General features: G+C 70.9%; 25 protein-coding genes. 8 read left to right on the top strand and 17 right to left on the bottom strand.

All coding sequences use genetic code 11. The features are described 5' to 3' along the window. Positions 1–120 precede the first annotated feature (120 nt). Positions 121–378, top strand: a complete 258-nt coding sequence (locus AB0G52_RS12000) for a hypothetical protein (RefSeq protein WP_132889560.1) — start codon at positions 121–123, stop codon at positions 376–378. 102 nt (positions 379–480) lie between these two features. Here the strand turns inward: AB0G52_RS12000 and AB0G52_RS12005 are convergent, their stop codons facing one another. The 3 genes from AB0G52_RS12005 to AB0G52_RS12015 form a co-directional block, all read right to left on the bottom strand. Further along, positions 481–894, bottom strand: a complete 414-nt coding sequence (locus AB0G52_RS12005; protein WP_361336103.1) for a hypothetical protein — start codon at positions 892–894, stop codon at positions 481–483. Next, entirely contained in the window at positions 891–1154 is a 264-nt protein-coding gene (locus AB0G52_RS12010) for a hypothetical protein (protein WP_361336105.1), read from the bottom strand. Before AB0G52_RS12010 ends, AB0G52_RS12005 begins: the two co-directional genes overlap by 4 nt. Positions 1155–1229: 75 nt before the next feature. Beyond that, complete coding sequence (locus tag AB0G52_RS12015; RefSeq protein ID WP_361336107.1) at positions 1230–1553, bottom strand: hypothetical protein; 324 nt, start codon at positions 1551–1553, stop codon at positions 1230–1232. Between the two features lie 286 nt (positions 1554–1839). Here AB0G52_RS12015 and AB0G52_RS12020 point away from each other — a divergent pair, with 286 nt between their 5' ends. Then, entirely contained in the window at positions 1840–2580 is a 741-nt protein-coding gene (locus AB0G52_RS12020; RefSeq protein ID WP_132889564.1) for a class I SAM-dependent methyltransferase, read from the top strand. Positions 2581–2604: 24 nt separating this feature from the next. On the opposite strand, the gene AB0G52_RS12025 is transcribed toward AB0G52_RS12020, so the two are convergent. The 7 genes from AB0G52_RS12025 to AB0G52_RS12055 all read right to left on the bottom strand — a co-directional run bounded on the left by AB0G52_RS12025 (position 2605) and on the right by AB0G52_RS12055 (position 9595). Next, complete coding sequence (locus AB0G52_RS12025) at positions 2605–3006, bottom strand: hypothetical protein (RefSeq protein WP_361336109.1); 402 nt, start codon at positions 3004–3006, stop codon at positions 2605–2607. 91 nt (positions 3007–3097) lie between these two features. Beyond that, positions 3098–3553 carry an NUDIX domain-containing protein gene (locus AB0G52_RS12030; RefSeq protein WP_132889566.1) on the bottom strand — a complete coding sequence of 152 codons (456 nt, stop codon included), beginning with the start codon at positions 3551–3553 and terminating at the stop codon, positions 3098–3100. Between the two features lie 59 nt (positions 3554–3612). Further along, positions 3613–4422 carry a protein phosphatase 2C domain-containing protein gene (locus AB0G52_RS12035; RefSeq protein ID WP_132889567.1) on the bottom strand — a complete coding sequence of 270 codons (810 nt, stop codon included), beginning with the start codon at positions 4420–4422 and terminating at the stop codon, positions 3613–3615. Next, positions 4423–5283: a hypothetical protein gene (locus AB0G52_RS12040; protein ID WP_132889568.1), complete on the bottom strand. Its 861-nt coding sequence runs from the start codon at positions 5281–5283 to the stop codon at positions 4423–4425. Positions 5284–5435: 152 nt separating this feature from the next. Further along, entirely contained in the window at positions 5436–6251 is an 816-nt protein-coding gene (locus AB0G52_RS12045) for a TauD/TfdA family dioxygenase (RefSeq protein WP_361336112.1), read from the bottom strand. A 69-nt stretch (positions 6252–6320) separates the two neighbouring features. Further along, a complete protein-coding gene (locus tag AB0G52_RS12050; protein WP_361336114.1) occupies positions 6321–8141 on the bottom strand; it encodes a 5'-nucleotidase C-terminal domain-containing protein in 1821 nt (606 codons plus the stop codon). A gap of 170 nt (positions 8142–8311) precedes the next feature. Continuing rightward, on the bottom strand, positions 8312–9595 hold the full coding sequence (locus AB0G52_RS12055) for an adenylosuccinate synthase (RefSeq protein ID WP_132889571.1): 1284 nt from the start codon (positions 9593–9595) through the stop codon (positions 8312–8314). Between the two features lie 197 nt (positions 9596–9792). Here AB0G52_RS12055 and AB0G52_RS12060 point away from each other — a divergent pair, with 197 nt between their 5' ends. From AB0G52_RS12060 to AB0G52_RS12070, 3 genes are all read left to right on the top strand, one after another. After that, positions 9793–10632, top strand: a complete 840-nt coding sequence (locus tag AB0G52_RS12060) for a diacylglycerol kinase (RefSeq protein ID WP_132889572.1) — start codon at positions 9793–9795, stop codon at positions 10630–10632. A 90-nt stretch (positions 10633–10722) separates the two neighbouring features. Beyond that, on the top strand, positions 10723–11853 hold the full coding sequence (locus AB0G52_RS12065) for a DUF6801 domain-containing protein (protein ID WP_361336117.1): 1131 nt from the start codon (positions 10723–10725) through the stop codon (positions 11851–11853). After that, entirely contained in the window at positions 11846–13930 is a 2085-nt protein-coding gene (locus AB0G52_RS12070) for an NACHT domain-containing protein (RefSeq protein ID WP_361336119.1), read from the top strand. Before AB0G52_RS12065 ends, AB0G52_RS12070 begins: the two co-directional genes overlap by 8 nt. Here AB0G52_RS12070 and AB0G52_RS12075 read toward each other — a convergent pair. Continuing rightward, on the bottom strand, positions 13903–14481 hold the full coding sequence (locus AB0G52_RS12075) for a MarR family transcriptional regulator (protein WP_132889575.1): 579 nt from the start codon (positions 14479–14481) through the stop codon (positions 13903–13905). The genes AB0G52_RS12070 and AB0G52_RS12075 overlap by 28 nt on opposite strands. A gap of 74 nt (positions 14482–14555) precedes the next feature. On the opposite strand from AB0G52_RS12075, the gene AB0G52_RS12080 reads away from it, so the two are divergent. The 3 genes from AB0G52_RS12080 to AB0G52_RS12090 are packed head-to-tail and all read left to right on the top strand — an operon-like array spanning position 14556 to position 17275. Next, entirely contained in the window at positions 14556–15443 is an 888-nt protein-coding gene (locus tag AB0G52_RS12080) for an ABC transporter ATP-binding protein (protein ID WP_361336121.1), read from the top strand. Continuing rightward, complete coding sequence (locus tag AB0G52_RS12085; RefSeq protein ID WP_361336123.1) at positions 15440–17008, top strand: ABC transporter permease; 1569 nt, start codon at positions 15440–15442, stop codon at positions 17006–17008. Before AB0G52_RS12080 ends, AB0G52_RS12085 begins: the two co-directional genes overlap by 4 nt. Positions 17009–17056: 48 nt before the next feature. Beyond that, on the top strand, positions 17057–17275 hold the full coding sequence (locus AB0G52_RS12090; protein ID WP_132889578.1) for a hypothetical protein: 219 nt from the start codon (positions 17057–17059) through the stop codon (positions 17273–17275). Here the strand turns inward: AB0G52_RS12090 and AB0G52_RS12095 are convergent. The 6 genes from AB0G52_RS12095 to AB0G52_RS12120 all read right to left on the bottom strand — a co-directional run bounded on the left by AB0G52_RS12095 (position 17265) and on the right by AB0G52_RS12120 (position 23910). Continuing rightward, the gene (locus AB0G52_RS12095; protein ID WP_132889579.1) at positions 17265–18467 is read right to left on the bottom strand and encodes a cytochrome P450; all 1203 of its coding nucleotides are present in this window, start codon (positions 18465–18467) and stop codon (positions 17265–17267) included. The two genes, AB0G52_RS12090 and AB0G52_RS12095, sit on opposite strands and share 11 nt — an antisense overlap. A 180-nt stretch (positions 18468–18647) precedes the next feature. Next, entirely contained in the window at positions 18648–19472 is an 825-nt protein-coding gene (locus tag AB0G52_RS12100) for an MHYT domain-containing protein (protein WP_361336126.1), read from the bottom strand. Between the two features lie 225 nt (positions 19473–19697). Further along, positions 19698–20363 (bottom strand): response regulator transcription factor, encoded by a 666-nt coding sequence (locus AB0G52_RS12105; RefSeq protein ID WP_358978997.1) that lies wholly within the window; start codon positions 20361–20363, stop codon positions 19698–19700. Then, the gene (locus tag AB0G52_RS12110) at positions 20360–21727 is read right to left on the bottom strand and encodes a histidine kinase (protein WP_207921756.1); all 1368 of its coding nucleotides are present in this window, start codon (positions 21725–21727) and stop codon (positions 20360–20362) included. Before AB0G52_RS12110 ends, AB0G52_RS12105 begins: the two co-directional genes overlap by 4 nt. 114 nt (positions 21728–21841) lie before the next feature. Then, positions 21842–22528 (bottom strand): response regulator transcription factor, encoded by a 687-nt coding sequence (locus AB0G52_RS12115; RefSeq protein ID WP_132889583.1) that lies wholly within the window; start codon positions 22526–22528, stop codon positions 21842–21844. Continuing rightward, positions 22525–23910, bottom strand: a complete 1386-nt coding sequence (locus tag AB0G52_RS12120) for a sensor histidine kinase (RefSeq protein WP_361336129.1) — start codon at positions 23908–23910, stop codon at positions 22525–22527. The genes AB0G52_RS12115 and AB0G52_RS12120 overlap by 4 nt, the downstream gene beginning before the upstream one ends. Between the last annotated feature and the right edge of the window lie 10 nt (positions 23911–23920).

Genomic DNA, 23920 nt, shown 5'->3' on the forward strand with positions numbered 1-23920 from the left:
CGTACGGCGGAACCCCATATGGCTCCTCCGGGAAGCGCGGCGAGAGATGTCGATCTAGCCTCCGAAATGAGCGCTTATCAGATCTTTTGCCGCGCGCTCCAGCGAACCCAAGGAGGAGACATGCGCAAGCTTCAGAAGGCAGCTGTTGCGGTCGCCATCATCGGCGGCGTCGGTTTCATGGGCACCACCCCGGCCACCGCCCTCGCACCCCAGGGCGGCCACCACCACGGCGGCGGTTGCCGGTCGCACGACTTCAACCTCGACATCCTCGGTGAGGTGGGCATCGCCAACGGGCTCGCCGCCAACCTCCTCAACGGTGAGGGCAGCCCGGGTGCGCAGTTCACCGACATCGGTTCCGACTGCGGCCAGGACTGGTAGGCCGCCACGCGCCAACTGAACCGGCCTTGAGCCGCGTGATCATCTCTGAGTGAAGTGGACAGGGCTCCGGACCGCGTCGGTCCGGAGCCCTGGGGTGTGCGGTCAGCCCCGCTGCGGCAGCCTGATGGTGCGCACGAGGGGCAGGTCGGCGTAGCGACCGGGATCGACGGTCACGACATGGCGGCCGTCGGGCCAGTCGAGCGTGGGCCGGGACAGATGGACCGCGTGCCCGAGCCGCCACTCGACACCGTCACGCAGCAGCGCGCCGACCGTGGAGGCACCCGCGAAGTCCAACTCCACGATCTCGACGGCCGGAAGCGCACCGACGTGTTCCGCGAGCCCCTTGCGCAGGCCGTCCGCGGCGGCCAGGCAGAGCGCGGGAACGTAGACGTGCCGGGTCGGCCCGTGCTCCGTGTTCGCCACGAAGTGGGAGGCCAGCGAGTTCCCCGAGCCCAGCGCCAGCAGGGCGGACTCATCGAAGACGACGCCGGCGGATCCGGCCCTCGTAGCGCTCACAGGCTGTCCACCGGCCGACCGGCCTCCAGGTCCTGCCAGACCTTCTCCGCCCGGTCGTGGTCCTCCTTCGTGAACGTCACCCCGAAGTGCGTCTCGCAGTACGCCTTCGTCTCCTCGTACCGCCTGCGCAGCTCCTCCTGGGTGGGCGTGGCCCCCGCGAGCTCGGCGATCAGGTCGCGCATGGTCATCCCACGCTCCCTGGCGAGCACCATGAGGCGGTCACGGACAGCGGGGTCGACCTTGACGGTGGTGTCAGCCATGACGTAAGTATACTGCCGGTATACCGTCTCGGGCCGTTCAAGCAGGACAGTCATCGTGTTCCTTTCTTGTGGGGGCTAGGCCGCCGCGAGGCGAACTTTTTGCATTTCACCCGTCGGTGGAGCGGATTCGTACGGCCTGTCGAATACCTCGCAGGCCGTCGCGTACTGCCGGGTCACCGGGTCCCGCGTCACCACCCGCCGCAGATAACCCCGTTCCTCCAGCTCACGCAGGGACGCGACGACTGACATGCACCCTTCCCGGCGCCGCTCGGCGAGGACGCGTTCGGTGATCCAGGAACCGTCGGGCAGCCCCAAGAGGTACGTCAGTACGCCTACCGCACCCCAGGACAGACGACGGTCCCCGAAACGGGTGCGGGCAAGGGCTGCGAAGGCACGCACGGGCGCCATACGATGAACGCGCATCGGAGGGTTGCACTCCAGGTGTCGAGCCCCCGGGTGTTGGCGCACCGCGGGGGCAATCTGTTGATCGCGACTCTAGGGCCACACAAAGAGCCGAGCGCAAGCCACAATCCCTTTTTAGTACCGCCGTGTTGACGCAATTCACTCCGCAGAGTGAGCGACGACGGCGGCGGTAACTGCGTCGACGTATCCCCCACCGTCTGGGGGCGACACCGGTGCCCTGATCGGGTTGACCGCCCCCGGCCGGCAGTGCTGGAGTCGGCACGTGGAGAGCATCCCCGCCAACCGGCGGCTCTGGAACCGGATCAGCAGCGCCTACCAGCAAGAGCACGACCCGCAGATCGGCGCCGCACCCCGGCTGTGGGGCATGTACTCCATCCCCGACGCGCACCTGCGCGCCCTGGGCGACGTCACCGGCAAACGCGTCCTCGAACTCGGCTGCGGCGCCGGCCAGTGGTCCAGGGCGCTCGCCGCCGAGGGCGCCACCGTGGTCGGACTCGACCTGTCGGAGGCCCAGCTCGCGGCGGCGGCCCGCGCGAGGGGCGCGGCCCGCTACCCGCTGGTGCAGGGCGCCGCCGAACAACTCCCCTTCGCCGCCGACAGCTTCGACCTGGTGTTCTGCGACTTCGGCGGGCTCAGCTGGGCGCCCCCGAACCTGGCCGTCCCGCAGGCCGCACGCGTCCTGCGCCGGGGCGGGCGCCTGGTGTTCAACGTCGCCAGCCCATGGTTCGAAGCCTGCTACGACGAAGACGCAGGCCGCGTGACCACGACGCTGCAACGGGACTACTTCGGGCTGGACACCATCGCCGAGGGCGACGGCGCGACGAGCTATCAGCTCACCTACGGCGACTGGGTCAGGGTCCTGCGCGGCGCGGGTCTCGTCATTGACGACCTCATCGAGCCACGGCCCGAACCCGGAACACCCAACGGCTACAACGAGACCGACCCACCCGACTGGGCACACCGCTGGCCGGCCGAACTGCTCTGGGTGACCCGCAAACCCTGAGTTCCGCCGCGCCGAAAGGTGGCCCTAACCGAAGACGGTGAACAGGGCGAGTGCCGGACCGGTCGCGTAGACGAGCACGCCCAGGGCCAGGGACGTCCAAGGCCGCCGCGCCCACACCACCCCGAGTACGACCGTCACCACCGCGGCGGCCAGCGCCACCGTCGGCCCGAACATCGCCACCAGCATCCAGGCGCCGGAGTCGTCGCAGAACCGCGCTGTCCCGGCCGAGGTGCCACAGCTGTCACTGACGAAGATCATGCCGAAGAACAACAGCCCGGTGACCGCGACCGCGGCCGCGAGCAGCAGCCCCGCCGCCACCGCGAAGCCCACCCTTGAGGGCCGACCCGGGGATGGGGGCGGCGGCGGGAACCCGGGACCGTAGAACGGGCGGTACGGCTGCGGGTGCGAGGGCGGCGGAAAGCTCATGCCCCCAATGTCGCCCCTCCCGCACGTTCCCGCCTGAGTACGGCTACTCAGGCGGGGTGCGCACGCTGACGCGGCCGGCCTCGGGACCGTCTCATGGCCGCTGCTGTCGGGCCTGCCATTGCGCGATCGTCTTCTTGTAGGGCTCCGGCATCACGAGGCCCGGCACGTCCTCGTAGTCGAACAGGCCGAGTTCCTTGTGCTCGTTCGAGAGCTTCGGCTCCCGCGAGCCGGTGTACTCGGCGCCGTAGCTCACGATGAAGACGTGCCGGTGCGGAAAGATCTCGTAGACCCAGGAATCGACGATGTCGACCCCCGAGAGCAGCTCCGGTTCGAGGGTCAGTTCCTCCTGCACCTCGCGGAGCACGGTCGACTCCGGGGTCTCGCCCAGTTCGAGTTTCCCGCCGGGCAGTTCCCACTCGTCGCGTTCGTTCCTGAGGAGCGGGACCTTCCCCTTGATGTCGATCACCATCTTGACCGAGATGGGCAGTTGGTACTCGAAATACCCGGGGTTCCGCTCGACCAGATAGGGCTGCTTCGCCTTTTCCATGGTGCCTTCCGTTTCTCGTGTTCTCGGGGTTCTCGTTCTCCGCCCTCGCGCGGCGGCGCCTACAGGGCGAGCAACAGGGCCGTCACGTCGTCGGACCTCTTGAAGTGCGCCGTGTGCCGCGCCTGCTCCTCGTACCGCCTGATCCGGTCCCGGACCGAGGCGAGGCCCGATGCGAGAGCCTCCTGGAGCAGCGCCGACCAGTTCTCGAAGATGCCGTAGTCCACCACCGCTCTCGCGAACCCGTCCGTGCACAGGAGCACGTGCTTCGCCCGGCCGGGTGCCACACGCTCGGACTGGATCCGCAGGACGGCTTCCGGATGGCCGGAGAAGACGGACTCGTCGAAGACTCCCTTGATGTACTTCTGCCGGCGCCGGAGGATGCCTTCCCGAGAATTGCTGTCGGAGAGGTCGGCGCCCTGGGCCCGCTCGATCGCCTCGGCCTCGCGACGGCCGAAGAAGCCCGTGGACAGTTCGGTCACCTCGTCCCCGTACGCGATGCATGTGGGATCACCGACGCGGGCGAGCTCGGCGCCCTCCGGTCCGACGTGCAGCAGGCCGATGGAGCAGGTGGGGTGGATCCGGCTGTCGGGAAACGACAGCGAACGGATGTCCTGTGCGACTCTTCTGGAGAGTCCGGTCAGGAAGTCCCGTGCTCCCGGGTATCCGTCTTCCGCCGCCGCCTCACGCAGGAGTTCACCCACCCGGTCGACCAGCCACTGCACATCCGAGGGAGCCGGGAGAAAGGAATCGGATTCCAGATCGGTGGCGCCGTCGATCACCCAGGCCAATTCTCCGGAATACCCGTATCTGTCCTCATTGAGGCGCATACTGTCACCCGGCACGCTAAGGGAATCCAGAACCTTGAGCATTTAGACATGCACCAGCCAACTCGGAGCCAACAACCCGGTGATGAGCAGCACGAACCCTAGCGCAGCGGATAGGCCAACACGCCGCCACCGACCGTTGTTGACCATAAGAAAAAAAGAAGAGAAGACCAGGATCAAAGCCCCGGCCATTGCGGTCACGAGGCGTACGGCAACAGGTCCGGCGGCCTGACTGGCGACGTTCGCGGTACTCGCCACGAAGGCGACCACACCCGCCAGAAGGCCGAGAAGTTCCAGTTGCTGCGTTCTGAACTGGCTCATCTCCGTGCGGAACGCTTCCCTGGATCCGATCCACTCCGCGCGCTGCGCGAAGACATCGATCTTCACCCGGGTCGTCTGATACTGGGAGATTCGCCGTAAGTAGTCATGCCCGTCCCTGGGTTCGAGTTCGATCGCACGCCGGACAAGGCTGCGTGCCGTCTCGAAGTCGTTCTTCAGGCACAGCACCCGCGCCTTCGTCTCGAAGTAGTGCGCCACGCGACCGTAGGAGAGTGTGATGGCACGGTCCACGGACGACTCGGCCTCCTCCAGCTCCTTCGGCTGCGGTGGCGCGTCCCTCCTCTCCAGGTACTCGGCGATGAATTCGGCGACCTGGTGCTGCACCCCGGGCACATCCTCAAGGAGCCGTGCCGCCTCCCGCGAGTGCTCGATGGCCTGGAGGAGGCTCGCCAACTCCCCTTCCAACCGCAGGACCACAGCCCTGAACGTGTGGTAGTACGGCTCACTACCGAACTCGCGTTCGTTCCTGTCGACCAGTTCCGAATATTCCGACAGGCGTTCTTCCCTGCGCAGCCGCAACAACACCGCATACAACGCACAGAACCGCATCGCGGTCGGTCGCGACACGTCCTCGCAGATCCTGCGGAAAGTGCGCTCTGGATTTCTCGTCCGATCGATCACTCTCCGGATCTCTTGCAGGAACGAGGGATCCGTGGTGGGCGGGAGAGAATCCAGAGCCTGTTCCACTTCGGCCCGGTTCGAATAAAATGAGGATGCCACTACCCGGTGCACTCGCTTTCTCCGTGGGGGTGGTCGATGAAGAAGCCGTCATTGAGATGGGCGTGCGGGGACGACTCCTTGACGTGGAAAAGCATCCTGACACCTCTGCGCAGGCCGCTGAACGAGGTCCGCCCGTGGAGGATCCGATGGTTGTGCACCACATAGCCTTCGCCGGGGCCGAGGTGAAACCTGAGTGCTCCGGCGGCCGGGTGCCGCAGATCGTGCAACAAGGCTGCTGAGACAGGGGAGTCGGCCCTCGGCCGTGCCACCTCGTCGTCCCGGTAGCGGACGATGACGGATCCGTTGTCACTGATCGACAGCACGTTCTGACACCACCCCTGGAGGCTGCTGGACAGCTGGAGATCCCTGCCGATACGCGCCAGAACATCGCGGCGGTACCGGGACAGAAGGGGCTTGGTGTCGAGCAGGATCGAATCCCCACCGCCCGAGGCGGCTGTGACCATGAGAAAACAGAGGATGGACGGCGGCACGTCGAGCCTGCTCCGGTCGGTGTGCGGGCTCAGGGCGCCACGGGTGAACCCGCCGGATCCCGGGCTGTACCGGTGCCCGGGGACCGGCTGGATCGCCGTCCACGGTGCCCCGGCCGAGTCAGGGTGCTGGTAGACCCTCAGCGTCTCGCGGAAGATGTCGAAAGCCTCGGCACCATCCGCTTCGGACAAGAAGGCGACCCCCTCGGCCTCCAGTGACGCCAGTAACTGGTGCCCGGCGAGCGGCTCCCCCGAACGATTCATGATCTTCATGAACGCATGGCCTCCCCCTGGATCGTAGCGGCGACGACCGCTCCGCCGGGACACTCTGAAACGCCAACTCGCCCGCCGGGAAGGGCATCCGGCGAGCGAGTGGCGTGGGAGGCGTCGTCGGTGTCAGGCGAAGACGGGCGTGCCGTTCTGCGTCAGTTTCCAGTTCGTGGCCGCGAAGGTGGACGGGTCGATGGTGCCCTTGGCCGTGGCGTAGGCGACCATCAGGTCGCGGACCTGGTTGGTGGAGCTGTAGGCGATCTCGGCGGACGCGATGTGCGGGTAGCCGGAGCCGCCGTTGGCGCGGTAGTTGTTGACGGCGACGACGAAGACCTGGTCGTCGGCGACCGCGGTGCCGTTGTAGGTGAGGTTCTTGATGCGCGAGCCCTCGGGTGCCGCGATGTCGATCTCGTAGTCGACGCCGGCCGCCATGTCGTACATGTAGTCCCAGAAGCTGTTGGCGTTGGTGAGGGTGGCGGTGTCCACCGCCGTGCCGGCCGGGACCTGGTGGTAGTACTTCGCCGCGTACTCCAGGTAGTCCTTGAGCTGGGCGCCGGTGAGCTTCTTGCCGTACAGGGTGTTCTCGTAGACGTAGAGGCCCGCGACGTCGCGGATCGTCACGTCGCCGGCCGGGATGGTGGCCGTACGGCTGAAGCACGCGGCCACCGAGATCAGCGGGAGCGCGGCGTCCGCCGCCGACAGGCCCGCCTTCACCGCGTCCATCTGGACCTGCTGGATGAAGTCGATGGCGGGGACGTCCTTCCAGCAGGCCTCCGCCGTCGTCATCGCCGCGGTACAGGTGCCGATCGCGGTGTTGACGTACTTGACCACCAAGTTGTGGTCCGCCGTGAGGAGTTCGGTGATCCGGGGGTCCTCGGTCACCGTGTTGCTGTTCAGGGTGGTGGCGGTCTTCTTGGTGATCTTCCAGGAGCCGTGCACGTGCTCCAGCTCGAAGTCGAAGCGGGAGAGGCGGTAGCCGTAGCAGTACGGCTCGGAGAGGAGGACGTCCTCGCCCGTCTCCGCGTTCTTCACCGTGTACGACGGGACGTCGACATGGGTGTGGCCGACGAGGATCGCGTCGATGCCGGGCACCTGCTCGGCGACCAGGTTCGACGCGTTCTCCACGTAGGGGAGTTCGTCGCCCCACGAGGTCGAGCCGTCCAGGCCCGAGTGGTCGGTGAGGAAGACGACGTCGCAGCCGAGGGCGCGCAGCCGCGGCACGTACTTCTTCGCCTGCTCGACCAGGCCGGTGAAGGCCATCTTCCCGGAGACGTTGTCCTTGTCCCACAGGGCGATGCCCGGGTTGGTGAGGCCGAGGATGCCGACCTTGATGTCCGGGCCGTGCGGGACCTTGACGCGCTTGACGGTGTAGGGCTGGAAGGCGGGCTTGAGCGTCTTGGCGTCCAGGGCGTTGGCGCCGAGCAGCGGGAAGTCGCACTGCTTCTCGAAGGTGCGGACGACCTCGATGCCGTAGTTGAACTCGTGGTTGCCGAGGGCGGCCGCGTCGTAGCGCATCTCGTTCATGGCGATCGCCATGGGGTGCTTGGGGCCGCGCTTGCCGTCCTTGCCGGTGATCGGGTCGACGCTCGCGAAGTAGGAGGCGAGGGAGGTGCCCTGGATGATGTCGCCGGCGTCGACGAGCAGGACCCGGTCCGCGCCCAGCTCCTTGCGGATGTTCTTCACCAGGGTGGCGATCCGGGCGATGCCGTAGGTGTTGCCCTTGGAGTCCACGGGCGCCGCGTTGGTGTAGTAGTCCCAGTTGAAGACGTGACTGTGCAGGTCCGTGGTGCCCAGGATGGAGAAGCTCCAGGTGAGGGGCTTGCACTCGGGCTGGTGCGGGGCAGCCTGCGCGGTGCCGGTGCCGAGCGTCCCGGCGACCGCGACCGCGGCGCCTGTCACGGCCGACTTCTGCACGAACTCACGGCGGTTCAGGGGATGGGCGGGCATTCAGGTCTCCTGGGCTCGAAAGGCACGGTCGGACGGGCGGCGCGGCGGAACTACCCGCGTAGATGCTGGCGTTCGCCCGTTACCGGCGTAACCACGAGCAGACCAAGGGCCGGTCAAGGATTCCCAAGACCGGCCCAAGAGAGCTGTGTGCATAAGGGGTGCAAACGGACCTACAGGAACGAGTTGATCTCGATCGTCTCGTCGCGGCCCGGGCCCACGCCGATCGCGGAGATCGGGGCGCCGGACATCTCCTCCAGCGCCTTGACGTAGTTCTGGGCGTTCTTCGGCAGGTCCGCGAAGGACTTCGCCTTGGTGATGTCCTCGGACCAGCCGGGCAGGGTCTCGTAGACCGGCTTCGCGTGGTGGAAGTCGGTCTGGGAGTACGGGAGTTCCTCGACGCGCTTGCCGTCGATCTCGTACGCGACACAGACCGGGATCTGCTCCCAGCCGGTGAGGACGTCGAGCTTGGTGAGGAAGAAGTCGGTCAGGCCGTTCACGCGGGTCGCGTAGCGGGCGATGACCGCGTCGAACCAGCCGCAGCGGCGGTCCCGGCCCGTCGTCACACCGCGCTCGCCGCCGATCCGGCGCAGCGCGTCGCCGTCCTCGTCGAACAGCTCGGTCGGGAACGGGCCCGCGCCGACCCGGGTCGTGTACGCCTTCAGGATGCCGATGACCCGGCTGATCTTCGTCGGGCCGACACCGGCGCCGGTGCAGGCACCGCCGGCGGTCGGGTTGGACGAGGTCACGAAGGGGTACGTGCCGTGGTCGATGTCGAGGAGCGTGCCCTGGCCGCCCTCGAAGAGGACCACCTTGTCGTCCTCCAGCGCCTGGTTGAGGACGAGGACCGTGTCGGCGACGTACGGAGCGAGCTTCTCCGCGTAGCCCAGCAGCTCCTCGACGACCTGCTCGACGCCGATCGCGCGCCGGTTGTACAGCTTGGTGAGGAGCTGGTTCTTGACGTCGAGGGCCGCCTCGACCTTCTGGGTCAGGATCGACTCGTCGTACAGGTCCTGGACCCGGATGCCCACGCGGTTGATCTTGTCCGCGTAGGTCGGGCCGATGCCGCGCCCGGTCGTCCCGATCTTCCGCTTCCCGAGGAAGCGTTCCGTCACCTTGTCGACGGTCACGTGGTACGGCGTGATGATGTGCGCGTTACCGCTGATCAGGAGCTTGGACGTGTCGACGCCACGCTCGTTCAGACCGCTCAGCTCGGAGAGCAGGACCGACGGGTCGACGACGACACCGTTGCCGATGACCGGGACACACGTGGGCGAGAGGATTCCGGAAGGGAGGAGGTGGAGCGCATACTTCTGGTCGCCCACGACGACCGTGTGGCCGGCGTTGTTGCCGCCCTGGTATCGCACCACGTAGTCGACGGATCCGCCAAGCAGGTCCGTCGCCTTTCCCTTGCCTTCGTCACCCCACTGAGCACCGAGCAGCACAAGTGCGGGCACGCGCGTACACCCCTTCCGGGCGGGGCATGTCCAAGGTCAGGGGCGTGCGCGTAATGTTCAGCGCCGCGTACCACCGCGACCGTCGTTGGCCGCACAACCGTCGGACCGGATGCCCCGGAATAGACGAAGCCCCTGGCGCAATAGCGCAAGGGGCTCTTGCACAGTGATGCTACCCGAGGAAGCGAGGCAGGACCGAGGTGGCGACTTTCGCGACGTCCGATCAGCTGCTGGTGATCATCGATTCGGCGGCCAGGGAAACGGACAACGAATCCGTCCGGATCGCGAAAGACGTGCTCAGCGCGGGTGCGGCCGCCAAGGTGTGCATGCCGGACGGGCCCGAGGAATTCGCCCGGGTGCTGTCCCGCCGGGGCGCACGGCGGCCGGTGGTGATCGGCGACGACCGTGCCCTGGTCCGTGCGGTGACCCTGCTGCACCGCCGCCGGGAGCTGGCCGGATGTGTGCTCTCCGTGGTCCCGGTCGGGGGCGCGCAGAGCGTGGCGCACACCCTCGGCGTGCCCGCCGGTGCGGTGGCGGCGGCGCGGGCGGTGCTGGACGGGGTGGAGCGCCGGATGGACCTCCTGGTCGACGACAGCGACGGGGTGGTGCTGGGCGCGCTGCGCATCCCGCCGGTGGCGGCCGGGCCCGAGGTGCCGGAAGCGTCGCCGGAGGGCGCGATACGGCCGTGGCTGCGGCCGTACCAGACCCTCGTACGGTCACTGTCCGCCCGCCCGGCCCCGGTCGTGCCCCGGCCGGGGGCCGCGCGGCTGCGGGTGGAGGTCGACGGGCGGACGGTGGTGGACCTGGACCAGCCGGTGGAGGGCGTGTCCGTGACCCCGGGTGCGTGCGGGGTCGCCGAGGTGGAGGTGCGACCGCTGTCGGTGGGCGCCGAGGCGACGCCGCTACGCGCGTCGGGCCGGACGGTCACGGTGGCGGGCGCGGACTTCCGGTACCGCGCCGACGCGGGGGTGGCGGGGCCGGTACGACGCCGGACGTGGCGGGTGCTGGAGGGTGCCTGGGGGCTGACGGTGCCGGCGTAGGCGCACGCGGTCGCTGGCGGTTCGTGGAAGCGCGGTGAAGGTTCCGCCGTCCGGGCTGACGTACCGCATTCGGCTACGTACGGTGCGTATATGCCAGGTGCATTACGGGCCGGACGCGTGGTCGCCGGCGCATGGGTCGCCGGGGCCGTGATTGCCGTCGTCCTCCCGGAAGCCGCCCCGGGGGTCGCTGCGGAAGCCGCCCCGGGAGTCGCGCGTGCGGCGGCCGCTTCCCGCGCCTTCCGGTACACCTGCGATTTCGGGTTGCTCGGCGGGCAGGCCATGACGGGGTCGGTCGCGTGGGACGTCTCCGACACCCATGTGGTCGGGCGGCCCACTCCTCGGCTGCCGGTGGACGCGTCGGCGACGGTGGGCGGGCTCGTCCCCGGGGGACTGCGGACGATCGGGGCGACGAGCCTCGCAGGCACGGCGAAGGTCCACGCCGTGGTGGCCGCGCCGCAGGGGGACGTGGACGTCACCGTGCCGATGGACGTGCCCGTGACCCAGATCCCGGCGTCGGGGGCGCTGACCGTCCCGGCGCACGGGACCGCGCCGTCGCTCACCTTCACGCAGCCGGGCACCGCGAGGATCGTCGCGGGGGACATCGAGTTGCGGGTGACGCCGCGGAAGGCGGACGGGAGCGAGACGGTGGCGGGCACGGTGAACGCGTCGTGCGACCTGGACCCCGACCAGGACAGGGTGCTGTCGTCGTTCCTGATCCGGTCGGCGCAGACGTCACCCGCACCGACGGGGGCGGGGTCGGGAGCGGGCGGAGGGTCCGGGGCGGGGCCGGGAGCAGGCGCAGGCTCGGGGTCAGGTGGTGGGGCGGGGACGGGTGGGCCCGGTGCGGGGGCAGGACCGGACGGCGGGGGCGGCTCCGGGTCCGGGGCGGCCTCCGGTGTCGGGGCCGGGGGCGGCTCGGGGGCCGAGGGGGGTGGGTCTCAGGGTTCTTCCCGGAGCGGGGTCCCGCGCAGTGCCGGTCCCGGCACCCCGGTCACCCCGGGCGGTACCGCGTCGGCACCGCCCTCGCCGTCCGCGTCGGCCGCCGCCGGCGGTGCGCCGACCTTCGCCCGCCCCGAGGCCGACTCGCACGACCGCACCCGCGCGCAGGACCGCACCGCACTCCCCGCACCGCTGCGCGCGGCGGTCGCGGTGCTGGTGATGGCCGGGGCCGCGGGCGGCGGCGCGCTGTGGTTCCGGCGGCGCCGGGGTGACGATGGCTGAGCGCGTGACGGGCGACGGCGAGCAGCGCGGGCCCGACGTCATCAACGCGCACCAGCACGGCGGCGGGACGCAGGTCGTCGCCAGGTCCATCGGCGTGGTGAACTTCGGCACCGGCAGGCTCCCGCAGGACGAACTGGCCGCGAGCATCCTGCTGCGCCGCAGGGAGGAGCAGGCACAGCTCGGCATCCGGGACCGGCGGCGCATGCAGGTGCGCTGGACGGCCCCGGACGACCAGGAGCTGGCCACGGACCACCCGGAACTCGTCTGGGGCGAGGGCCCCCGGAAGGACCTGACCGGCAACCTGGACGAGATCGCGGAGGTGTACGAGCGGATCCCGACGGGCCGGCTGGTGGTGCTGGGCCGGGCCGGTTCGGGGAAGAGCGTGCTGGGCGCCCAGTTCGTCCTGCGGTGGCTGGAGCGGCGCTCCGCCGGCGCAGCGGTCTCGGAGATCTTCAGCCTCGGGTCGTGGAACCCGGCCGAGGTGGAGCTGACCCGCTGGCTGGGCGAGCAGTTGAGCCGCGACCGGCCCTGGCTGGCCGCCGTCCACCCCGACGGAGGGATGACCCTGGCCGAGAGGCTGGTGAGCGAGCGGCTGATCCTGCCCGTCCTGGACGGCTTCGACGAGATCCCCGAAGGTCTGCGGGACGACGCGCGCAGGAAGCTCTCGGCCACCTGGCTGCCGTACGTCCTCACCAGCCGCTACGACGAGTACAAGGAGGCGGTGCGGGACACCACGGGCTTGCAGGGCGCCGCGGTCGTGGTGCTGGCGGACCTCCCCCCGGACGACTCGGTGCGGTACCTGCGGTTCAGCGGCCCGCAGGGCGCCGCCGCCGGCTGGGACCCGGTGCTGGCCGAGATGCGGGACAACCCCGACGGCCCGCTGCGCAAGGCGCTGTCCACCCCGCTGATGGTCGCCCTGGCCGCCGCCGTCCACGGCGAGCGCGCCCCGAACGGCACGAGCGGCACGAGCCGCACGAACGGCCCGCAGACGTTGCTGGACAGCGCGGAGTTCCCGACCGCGGACCGCCTCGAACGGCACCTGCTCACCGCGTTCCTCCCGTCGGTGTACCCGCGTCCGTCGCACGCCCGGCGCGCCCGGCGCTGGCTCGCCTACCTCGCCCACGACCTGAGACAGCGCAGGACGCCGACGCCGGACCTGGCCTGGTGGGAACTCGGCACGACGCTGCCGCTCCGGCAGCGCACCGCGGTGATCGCGTTCCTCGCCGGTCTGTCCTTCGCCTTCGTCACCGCCGTCGGGAACATCCCCGTCGACCTGATCGCCACCTCGCACGGGCTCGGCTTCGCCGTCCGGCGCGGGCTGCTCGTCGGCACCCTGCACGGGCTGCTGCTGGGCGCGGCGTGCGGCTTCGTCTACCACCGGGCCAGCGGCAACGACGCCCTCAAACCGTCCCCGATCGAGATCACGCTGCGCCGGGACGCCGGACGGCGGCTGCGGGACGGGCTGTCGAGCAGGATCGCCGTCGGTTCACTGGTCGCGCTGGCGGGTGCGGTCGCGATCGTCGCCGTGGACCGGTCCGTCGTGCCGTGGCTGGGGCTCGACGACGGGCTCGGCGGCGGGCTGGTGTCCGCGGCCCAGTTGCCGCTCATCTTCGGGATCGGGACCGGTCTCGTCCTGGCGGTCACGGCCTGGCTGGAGGCGCCCGTCGACGTGAACAGGTCCGCGAGCTGCGTGGACCTGCTGCGGATGAACCGCAGGAACGTCCACGCCCACATCGCCGTCTGGGCGCTCGTCTTCGGCTTCATCGCCTGGTTCGGCGGCAGCTTCACCGAGACCCCGCTGCGCAGCCTCCAGCTGGGTCTCGTCTTCGGCGTCGAGGGGGCGTTCGGGGGCGGCCTCGGGTACGGGCTCTGTCTGACGGCGTGGGGGCAGTGGATCGCGCTGGCCCGGATCTGGCTGCCGCTGACGGGACGGCTGCCCTGGCGGCTGGTCACGTTCCTGGAGGACGCCTGCGAGCGCCGGGCGTTGCGGCGGGCGGGGGCGGTGTACCAGTTCCGGCACGCGCGGCTGCAGGACCTCCTGACCGAGGATCAGGAGCCCAGCCGACCCCGGTCCTGACGGGGCGCCGGGGCGGGTGCCGCGGTGCCGCCGAACAGTTCGTCCCGGCGCACCCGCCAGCGCTCCATCATCCGCGCGACCTCCCCGTCCACGAACTCGAAGAACGCGAGCGTCTCGGCCATCCGGCGGCCCGCGGGGGTGTCCGCGCCGAGGCTGTGCACGCCCTCCCTGAGCGCGCCCTCCCACCGCTTGATCACGGCCTCCCGGCTGGTGAGGGCCTCGTACCACTGGTTGCTGTGCACCCGGTACCGCTCCCGCCGCGAGCCCGGTTCCCGCTCCCGCGCGACCATGTGCTGCTGCGCCAGGTAGCGCACCCCGCCGGACACCGCGGCCGGGCTGACCTGGAGCTGTTCGCCGAGTTCCGCCGAGGTCAGGGTGCCGGAGTCGGAGGACAGCAGGGCGGCGAAGATGCGCGCCGGCATGCGCTGCATCCCTGCCTCGACGAGCTGCGCCGCGAAGCTCTCCACGAACTTCGACACAGCGTCGGGGTCACGTCCCCCGTCTCGTCCTGCGTCGCGCCCCTGGTCGCCCCCCGCCGCATCCGTAGTCATGGTCACCACCCTAGCGTCGGTTTTCACGCTTCCTTAACTTCACAAATTTCTGAAGTAAGCGTACGTTCTGAACCATGACGAAGGCCATCACGGTCGCCGGGCTCCACAAGTCCTTCGGCCGCGCCCCCGCCCTCACCGGCCTCGACCTGACCGTCGAGGCCGGTGAGGTGCACGGCTTCCTCGGCCCCAACGGCGCCGGGAAGTCCACCGCGATCCGGGTCCTGCTCGGCCTGCTGCGCGCCGACTCCGGCGCCGTCCGGGTCCTCGGCCGCGACCCCTGGAAGGACGCGGTGGAGGTGCACCGCCGGATCGCCTACGTCCCCGGGGACGTCACCCTGTGGCGCAACCTCTCGGGAGGCGAGGTCATCGACCTGTACGGCCGCCTGCGCGGGGGCCTGGACGCGCGCCGCCGCACCGAACTCGTCGACCGCTTCGAGCTGGACCCGACGAAGAAGGGCCGCACCTACTCGAAGGGCAACCGCCAGAAGGTCGCCCTGGTCGCCGCCTTCGCCTCCGACGTGGACCTGCTGATCCTCGACGAACCGACGTCCGGCCTCGACCCCCTGATGGAGGAGGTCTTCCAGCGCTGCGTGGCGGAGGAACGCGACCGGGGCAGGACCGTGCTGCTGTCGTCCCACATCCTCAGCGAGGTCGAGGAGCTCTGCGACCGCGTCAGCATCATCCGCGCGGGCAGCACCGTCGAGTCCGGCTCCCTGGCCGACCTGCGCCACCTCACCCGTACCAGCGTGACCGCCGAACTGGCCGGTCCCCCCAACGGCCTGGCGCACCTGCCCGGCGTCCACGACCTCGACGTGCGGGGCCACCGGGTCCGGCTCCAGGTCGACGCCGACCACCTCACGGCCGTACTGCGCTCGCTCGGCGAGTCCGGCGTGCGGTCCCTGACCTCCACTCCCCCCACCCTCGAAGAGCTGTTCCTCCGCCACTACCAGGAACAGGCATGAGCACCCTCGCCGGCACCGGCACCCTGCTGCGCCTCGCGCTGCGCCGCGACCGGGTGACGACCGCGGTGTGGCTCGCGGTGAACGCGCTGATGGTGCTCTCCATGCCGAACACCCTGCGCGGCCTCTACGGCACCGCCGCCGAACGCGCCGACCTGGCGAGGCAGGTGGGGACCAACGCTTCGTACCGCGCGCTGATCGGGCCGCTCCACGACACCTCGCTCGGCGCGCTGACCGCCTGGCGGGTGGGTGTCTACGCCGGGCTGCTCGCGGCCGTCACCGGCCTGCTCGTCGTCGTACGGCACACCCGCGACGAGGAGGAGACCGGCCGTGCGGAACTGCTGGTGTCGGGTGCGGTGGGCCGCCGGGCGTCGCTGACCGCGGCGCTGCTGGCGGCGGGGGTGGTCAACGCCGTCCTCGCGCTGCTGATCACGGCGGGCCTGGCGAAGCAGGGGGTGGCCGGTGCGCTGGCCCTCGGGCTCGGCCTCGGCGCCGTCGGCACGGTGTTCGCGACCACCGCGGCGGTCGCGGCACAGCTGACGGAGAGCGCGCGACTGGCGCGGGGACTGACGGCCGCGGTCCTGGGCGCGGCGTTCGTCCTGCGGGCGGCGGGCGACTCGGCGCGGACGGACGGCTCGTCGCCGTGGACCTGGCTCTCGCCGCTGGGCTGGCTGGAGAACCTGCGCCCGTTCGCCGCCGAACGCTGGTGGGTGCTGCTGCTCTTCGCGACGGCAGCGGTGGCCCAGGGTGCGCTCGCGTACGGGCTGGCCGGCCGCCGGGACCTCGGCATGAGCTTCCTCCCGTCCCGGCCGGGGCCGGCCACCGGGCGCCTCGGCTCCGCCGCCGCGCTCGCCCGGCGGCTCCAGCGGGGCGCCGTGCTCGGCTGGTCGCTCGGCTTCCTCCTGGCGGGCGTGGTCTTCGGGGGTCTGGCGCGGGGCGCGGCCGACCTGGTCGGGAACAACGGGAACACCCGCGAGGTCGTCGAGCGGATGGGCGGGCACAACGGGCTCACCGACGCGTTCCTCGCCGCGATGGCCGGCATCCTGGGCCTGGTCGCCACGCTGTACGTCGTCGCCTCGGTGCTCCGCCTGCACGGCGAGGAGACCTCGGGCCGCGCCGAACCCCTCCTGGCCGCCCCGGTGAGCCGGCTGCGCTGGGCGGCCGGCCATCTGACGGCCGCCTTCGGCGGCTCCGCCCTGATCATGCTCCTGGCGGGCCTCGGCCTGGCCGTCGGCTACGGCGGGCGGCCGGGCGCCGTCCTGGCCGCCTGCCTGGTCCAGCTCCCGGCCGTGTGGGTGATCGGCGGGGTGACGGTGCTGCTGTACGGCGTCGCGCCCCGCCTCGCCCCGGCCGCCTGGGGCGTGGCGGCGGCCGTCCTCCTCGTCGGCTGGGTGGGCCCGGCGCTGAACGTCCCCCAGGCCGTCCTCGACCTCTCCCCCTTCGGCCACCTCCCCAAGCTGCCGGGCGGGCACCTCGGCGGACCCCCGCTGCTGACCCTGCTCGCCCTGGCCACGGCCTCGACCGCCAGCGGCCTGGCAGCGCTCCGTCGACGCGACCTGACGACCTGACCGCGGTCCGCGGGAACCCCGGCCGGACCGCAGACGTCCCTCCCGGGCATGGGACAACGCATGCAGGCCGCGGCGGGCTGCCTGACCGCGGCCGTCGGCGCGGGCGCGGGGCTCGCGGTGTGGACCGTCGACGTCCGGTCACGGACATGGCGCTTCGAACAGGCCCCGGACTGGAGCGTCCTCTACGCCGAACTGCCTCTGGCCGTACTGGGCGGGACCGCCGCCGCGCTCGTCGTATGGGCCCTGGTCCACCGGTTCAGACCGTGACGGCCAGCCCCTCCAGCCCGCGGATCACGAAGTTGGGCTTGCGCTCCGGCTCCGCCGCCAGGCTCAGGGTCGGCGCCCGTTCCAGCAGGGCCGTCATGGAGGCGGCCAGTTCGATGCGGGCGAGGGGGGCGCCGATGCAGTAGTGGATGCCGGCGCTGAAGGAGATGTGCGGGTTGTCGCGGCGGGTGAGGTCGAGTTCCCCGGGCCGGTGGAACACCTCGGGGTCGTGGTTGGCCGAGCCGAAGAGCATGGCGATCTCGGCGCCGCGCGGGATCGTCGTCCCGTCGACCTCGATCTCGTCGAGCACCCAGCGTTCGAAGAGCTGGAGCGGGGTGTCGTAGCGCATCAGCTCCTCGACCGCGGTGGGGACCAGGGAGTGGTCGGCGCGCAGGGCTGCGAGCTGGGCGGGGTTGCGGAACAGCGCGTACCAGCCGTTGACCGTGGCGTTGACGGTCGCCTCGTGGCCGGCGTTGAGGAGCAGGACCGCGGTGGAGATCATCTCCTGCTCGGTGAGCCGGTCGTCCTCGTCGTGCGCCTCGATGAGTCCGGAGATCAGGTCGTCGCCGGGCCGCCTGCGCCGCTCGGCGATCAACTCCCGCAGGTACGCGGAGAACTCGGCCGAGGCCCGCACCGCCCGCGCCGCCGTCTCCTGCGGCGGGTTCAGCTCGTACATCCCGCAGATGTCCGCCGACCAGGGCCGCAGCGGGGCACGGTCCGCCTCCGGGATGCCGAGCATCTCGGCGATGACGGCGACCGGCAGCGGCTCCGCGACGTCGGTGAGGAGGTCCCCACCGCCCTTGTGCACCAGCGAGTCGACCAGTTCGGCGGCGAGGCCGGTGACGTACGGCTTGAGCCGCTCGACCGTCCGCGGGGTGAACGCCTTCGACACCAGGCGGCGGATACGGGTGTGGTCCGGCGGTTCGAGGTCGAGCATGCCGTGGTCGTTGAGCGTGTGGAACGGCTCGTGCTCCGGCGGCGGCGCGGTCCGCCCGAACTCCTCGTGCGTGAACCGGTGCTGGTACGTCCGCCCCAGCCGCCGGTCCCGCAGCAGCGCCGAGACGTCGGCGTGGTGCGGGACGAGCCACTGGTTCGTGGGCTCGAAGTACTGCACCCGGCCCCGGGCGCGGAGTTCGGCGTAGGAGGGGTACGGGTCGGCCAGGAAGTCCGGGTCCCAGGGGTCGAAGGCTGCCATGGACGGACGTTAACCGCCCGTCCTCGTCCTGACCAGGGGTCTCAGAGCTCACCCGCCCGACGCGACTCCGCGGCCGGGGCCGATACGTGCGGTGTGACCTCGTCGCACGAAGGCCTGCACCAGCTCTCTCAGACGACCTGCTCGCCGAAGACGCCGGCTGGCCTGGCCGCGGCCTGAAGATCAGCCGCCTGTCCGCGTGGAACCGCGTTCGGCACCGTGCGCGTAGCGCGGCGCGGGGGCGGGGGTGTTCGGGGTGGTTCCGGCGCGGTGGCCGCCCACCACCTCGGGGTCGAACATGACGACCGCCGCGGCCAGGATGAGGGCTGCCACCGGGCCGGCCAGCATGAACAGGAGGAAGGCGAGCAGGCTCGTGGAGGACTGGCCGCCGGAGTGCATCTGGGTGAGGTGGACGCTCACCGCGGCCATGCCGGTGTAGTGCATGGTCGACACGGCCGCGCCCATCACCAGGCTGGCGCCGACGGTCGCCCAGACCGCGCTGATGGACACCGCCGCCCAGAGCGCGGCGGTCGCGGCGACCACGGCGATCACCACGGAGAGGACGACGACCGTGGTGTCGTAGTGCACGGTGCCGCCGGTGTTCATCGCCGTCATACCGAGGTAGTGCATCGCGGCCACGCCGAGTCCGGTGAGGATGCCCGCGGCGCCCAGGGTGACGGGGCCCGCACCCCGGTAGCCGACGAGGAAGACGCCCACGGCGACGACCGCGATGGCGACGAAGAGGCTCAACAGGGTCCGGCCGGTGTCATAGCTCACCAGCGCCCCGTCCACGCTGAACCCGATCATCGCGATGAAGTGCATGGTCCAGATGCCGCAGCCGAGGGAGACCGCGCCCAGAGCGAGCCAGCCGAATCGTTTCTCCCCGCGCCCGCGGCCGATCGAGCGGGTCGTGCAGCGCAGCGCCAGCACCGCACCGAGGCAGGCCATGAGGTAGGCGGCTATCGGGGTGATCAGGCCGTAGTGGAATTCGGACACGTCAGCGGTCATCGCGGCAACTTTCTTCACGCGAAGCAGGGACGGCACACCTCCCACCGGAGAACGCGGGCACGCGGGCACGCGGGCACACGAGCGGGAGGGAGTACACGGAGAGCGGAACAAGCCATCTGGCTGATTTCCTTCACCATCCAAACACAACTTGAGCACACCGTGAACACGCCTGTACCGCTCGCGACCGAATCGCAATATCAACTGTGCTCGTGGCACGTGCGGCGACTAGCCCGGCGTCACCAGGCGGGCCTCGTACGCGAACACCGCCGCCTGCGTGCGGTCCCTGAGGCCCAGCTTCACCAGGACGCGGCTGACATGGGTCTTGATCGTGGACTCGGCCACCACCAGACGCTCGGCCATCTCCGCGTTGGACAGGCCCTGCGCGATCAGGATCAGCACCTCCGTCTCCCGGTCGGTGAGATCGCCGTAGGCCGCCTGAGCCGTGGACATCAGCCTCGGGGTGCCGGAGAGCCGGGAGAACTCCGTGATCAGCCGCTTGGTGACCGAAGGGGCCAGCAGGGCCTCGCCCGCCGCCACCACCCGCACCCCGTCGGCCAACTGGCGGGCGGAGGCGTCCTTGAGGAGAAAACCGGAGGCTCCCGCGCGCAGCGCCTGGTACACGTACTCGTCCAGGTCGAAGGTGGTCAGGACCAGCACCTTCGCCGTGCTGTCGGCGGCCACGATCTCCCGGGTCGCCTCGATGCCGTTCAGCTCGGGCATCCGGATGTCCATCAGCACCACGTCGGGGGATAGTTCACGGACCCGGTCCACCGCTTCACGGCCGTTGACCGCCTCACCGGCGACCTCGATGTCCGGCATCGCGTTGAGCAGGACCGAGAAGCCCTCGCGCACCATCATCTGGTCGTCGGCGATCAGTACCCGGATGGTCATGCGTCACCTTCCGGGGCGGCCGCGACGGGCAGGAACACCGTCACCTCGTAGCCTCCTTCGGCCGTGCCGGCCGCCGTCATCTCGCCGTTCAGCATCGAGACGCGTTCCCGCATGCCCGTGATGCCGTGACCGGCGCCGGGGGACGGCTTGAGCAGGGCGGTCCGCGGCGGCGGGTCGTTGACCACGCGCAGCCCCAGGCCGCCGAGCACATAGGCGACCTCGACCCGGGCGGCCGCCCCCGGCGCGTGCCGCAGGGTGTTGCTCAGCGCCTCCTGGACGATCCGGTACGCCGACAGCTCCACGCCCTGCGGCAGTTCCCGCACCTTGCCGGTCATCGTCTTCTCCACGTCCAGACCCGCCTCCCGCACATTGGCCAACAGCCCGTCCAGGTCGGCGAGGGTCGGCTGCGGGGCGTCCGGCGCCTCGTAGTCCTCGGCTCTGACCACGCCCAGCACCCGGCGCAGTTCGGTGAGCGCCGCCACCGCGTTCTCCCGGATCGTGACGAACGCCTTCTCCAGTTCCGGCGGCGGGTTCTCGACGCGGTAGGGGGCCGCCTCGGCCTGGATGGCGACGACGGACATGTGATGGGCGACCACGTCGTGCAGTTCACGGGCGATCGTCGTGCGCTCCTCCAGGAGGGTGCGCCGGGACCGCTCGTGCGCGGTCACCGTCCGCTGGACGGTCATCTCCCGCCGGGCCGCGCTGCGGATGTGCCAGACGGTGACGCCCAGCAGGGACAGCGCGGACAGGAACAGCAGCGTCGCGGTGTCGGACCCGTAGTAACCGCCGCTGTGGACCGCCTGCGCCATCGCGCCGTACAGCGCCGTCAGCAGCCACATCCACGCCGCCGTGCGCGGCCTGGTGCGTATCGCCACCACGGTGAGCACGAACAGGTGGCAGGCGAAGCTGCCGTCCAGCCAGGGCCACGGGCTGCCCCAGTCGCTCCCCACGACGGCCGCGACGGGGGTCGCCGCCATCGACACCCAGAACGCGCCGACCGGCCGCACCATGGTCAGCAGGACCGGGACCAGGGCGAGCAGGCCGAGGACCAGGTTGACCGTCGCGCCGTTGACGGCGCTGTTCGAGGCGATGAACATCGCGAGCAGGCCGGCCGCGCCGATCAGGGCGTGCGGCGCCCGGGCCGCGTACTCCCGGAGCCTGGCCGGCAGGCGGCGGGCGAACGGGCCGTCGGTGCTCGCCCGGGGCAGCGGACGGTAGGCGAAGGCGTCCTGAAGCAGGTCCTGCCGCAGCCCCCGCAGGGCGTCCATCGCCGCCCGGAACTCCGGGCTGCGCGGCTTGTACGGCTCGAACGCGCCGTCCGGCGGCTGCGGTGGTGTGGCGTGCGGGTGGGTCGTCTCGGTCACGTACACGAAGGTAGGCGGCGGCGGGGGTCACCGTCGTCACCAGTGAGAAGGGTCCTGCGGGGTCCCTCTCAGGTACTACGGGGCGCAGCCGGGGGCCGTCCGGTCGGTATCCCTTCAGTACCCCGCCGGGCGCACCAGGCCCGACTCGTACGCGAACACCGCCGCCTGCGTGCGGTCCCTGAGCCCCAGTTTCACCAGGATCCGGCCCACATGCGTCTTCACGGTCTGCTCGGCGACCACCAGCCGCTCGGCGATCTCCGCGTTCGACAGCCCCTGCGCGATCAGCGCCAGGACCTCCGTCTCCCGTTCGGTCAGCTCGCCGACGCGCGCCTTCAGCGGAGCCCGCACCCCGCCCCCGTCCAGCTGGGAGAACTTGGTGATCAGCCGCCGGGTGATGACGGGCGCGATCAGCGCGTCCCCGGCCGCCACCACCTGCACCGCCTCGGCCAGTTTGGCCGCGGACGCGTCCTTGAGCAGGAACCCGGACGCACCCGCCCGCAGCGCCTCGTACACGTACTCGTCGAGGTCGAAGGTGGTGAGCACCAGCACCTTGATGTGCGGGCGTTCGCCGACGATGCGGCGGGTCGCCTCGATCCCGCCGAGTTCGGGCATGCGGATGTCCATCAGGACGACGTCCGGGGTGAGTTCGCCGACCTTGGCCACCGCGTCCAGGCCGTCCACCGCCTGCCCGACCACCTCGATACCGGGCTGGGCGTTCAGCAGCACGGTGAAGCCCTGCCGGACCATCTGCTGGTCGTCGGCGATGACCACGCGGATGGGGCGGCCACTGCTGTTCGTCATGCGCGGTCGTCCTTCGGGTGCGGGGCACGGGGTACGCCGGTGCCGGGGTGCTGGGTACGGCCGGCCATCAGGCCGGCGTCCGGAGCGGTGGCCGGGAGCTCCGCGAAGACCCGGTAGCCGCCGTTCGCCTCGGGGCCCGCGGTCAGTGATCCGCCGAGCATCGCCGCCCGCTCGCGCATGCCGAGCAGGCCGTGCCCGGCGCCGGGCGACGGCGAAGCGGGGCGGGCCGCACGGGAGTTGGCGACGGACACCAGCAGACCGTAGGGGATGTACTCGATCTCGACATGGGCGGTGGCGCCCGGCGCGTGCCGCAGTACGTTGCTCAGCGCCTCCTGCACGATCCGGTACGCCGACAGCTCGACGCCCGACTGCATCGGACGGCGCTCGCCGTTGATCCGGGTGGTGACGGTCAGACCGGCCGCCCGGGTGTTCTCGACCAGCGCGTCCAGCCGGTCCAGGGTCGGCTGCGGGCTGTGCGGCCCGGCGCCGCCGTCGTCGGGCGCGTCCGCGTCGGGGCTCTCCGAACGCAGCACGCCCAGGACTCTGCGCAGTTCGGTGAGCGCCTCCAGCGCGTTGTGCCGGATGCCTTCGAGGTTCTCCCTGAGCTCGTCCGGAGGGTTCTCCACGAGGTGGGGGGCGACCTGGGCCTGGATGGAGATCACCGACATGTGGTGAGCGACCACGTCGTGCAGCTCGCGCGCGATGCGGCTGCGCTCCTCCAGGAGGGTGCGCCGGGCGCGTTCCTCGGCGGTGAGCGTGGTCTGGCGGTTGAGCTCCGCGCGGGCCACCCGGCGGCCGCGCAGCGCGGTGCCGAGCGCCACCACGACCGTGGCCAGCACGACGGTGATGACCGAGGTGGACTGGTGGGGCGGCGCGCCCCAGACGCCGTCGAGCAGCCAGGTGACCAGAACGGTGAGCCCCAGTGCCTCGGCGGCCGCCCGGGCGCGGACGCGCAGCGTGAGCAGCAGCAGGACCAGCAGCTGCGCGATCATCCCGGCCACGGTCCAGGGCCAGGTGAACAGCACCACCGGTGTCGTGCCCAGCCGGCCGTGCAGCGTGACGGCGGACACCAGCATGGCGCCCGTCGACAGCCACCAGGCCGGGACGGGCCGCCACATCGCGAGGAGCACGGCGGCGCCCGGGGCGAGGCCGAGCAGGGCGGCGAGTCCGGCACCCAGGTGCCCGTTGTGCTGGAGCTGCGCGACACCGCCGATCGTGATGCCGACCGCCGCCACGCACAGCACACCGTGCGGCAGCCGGCGCGGCCACCCGGAGGCGGGCAGCGGGTCGGCCCGGAGGGTCCACAGGTCGTCATGGAGTGTCCGCAGCCAGCGCGGCACGCGGTCGAGCCGCTCCGCCTGCCGGGTCCCCGTTTCCGTCACAGCGGCCAGC

Source organism: Streptomyces sp. NPDC021562, from assembly GCF_040640875.1.
Lineage (GTDB): Bacteria > Actinomycetota > Actinomycetes > Streptomycetales > Streptomycetaceae > Streptomyces.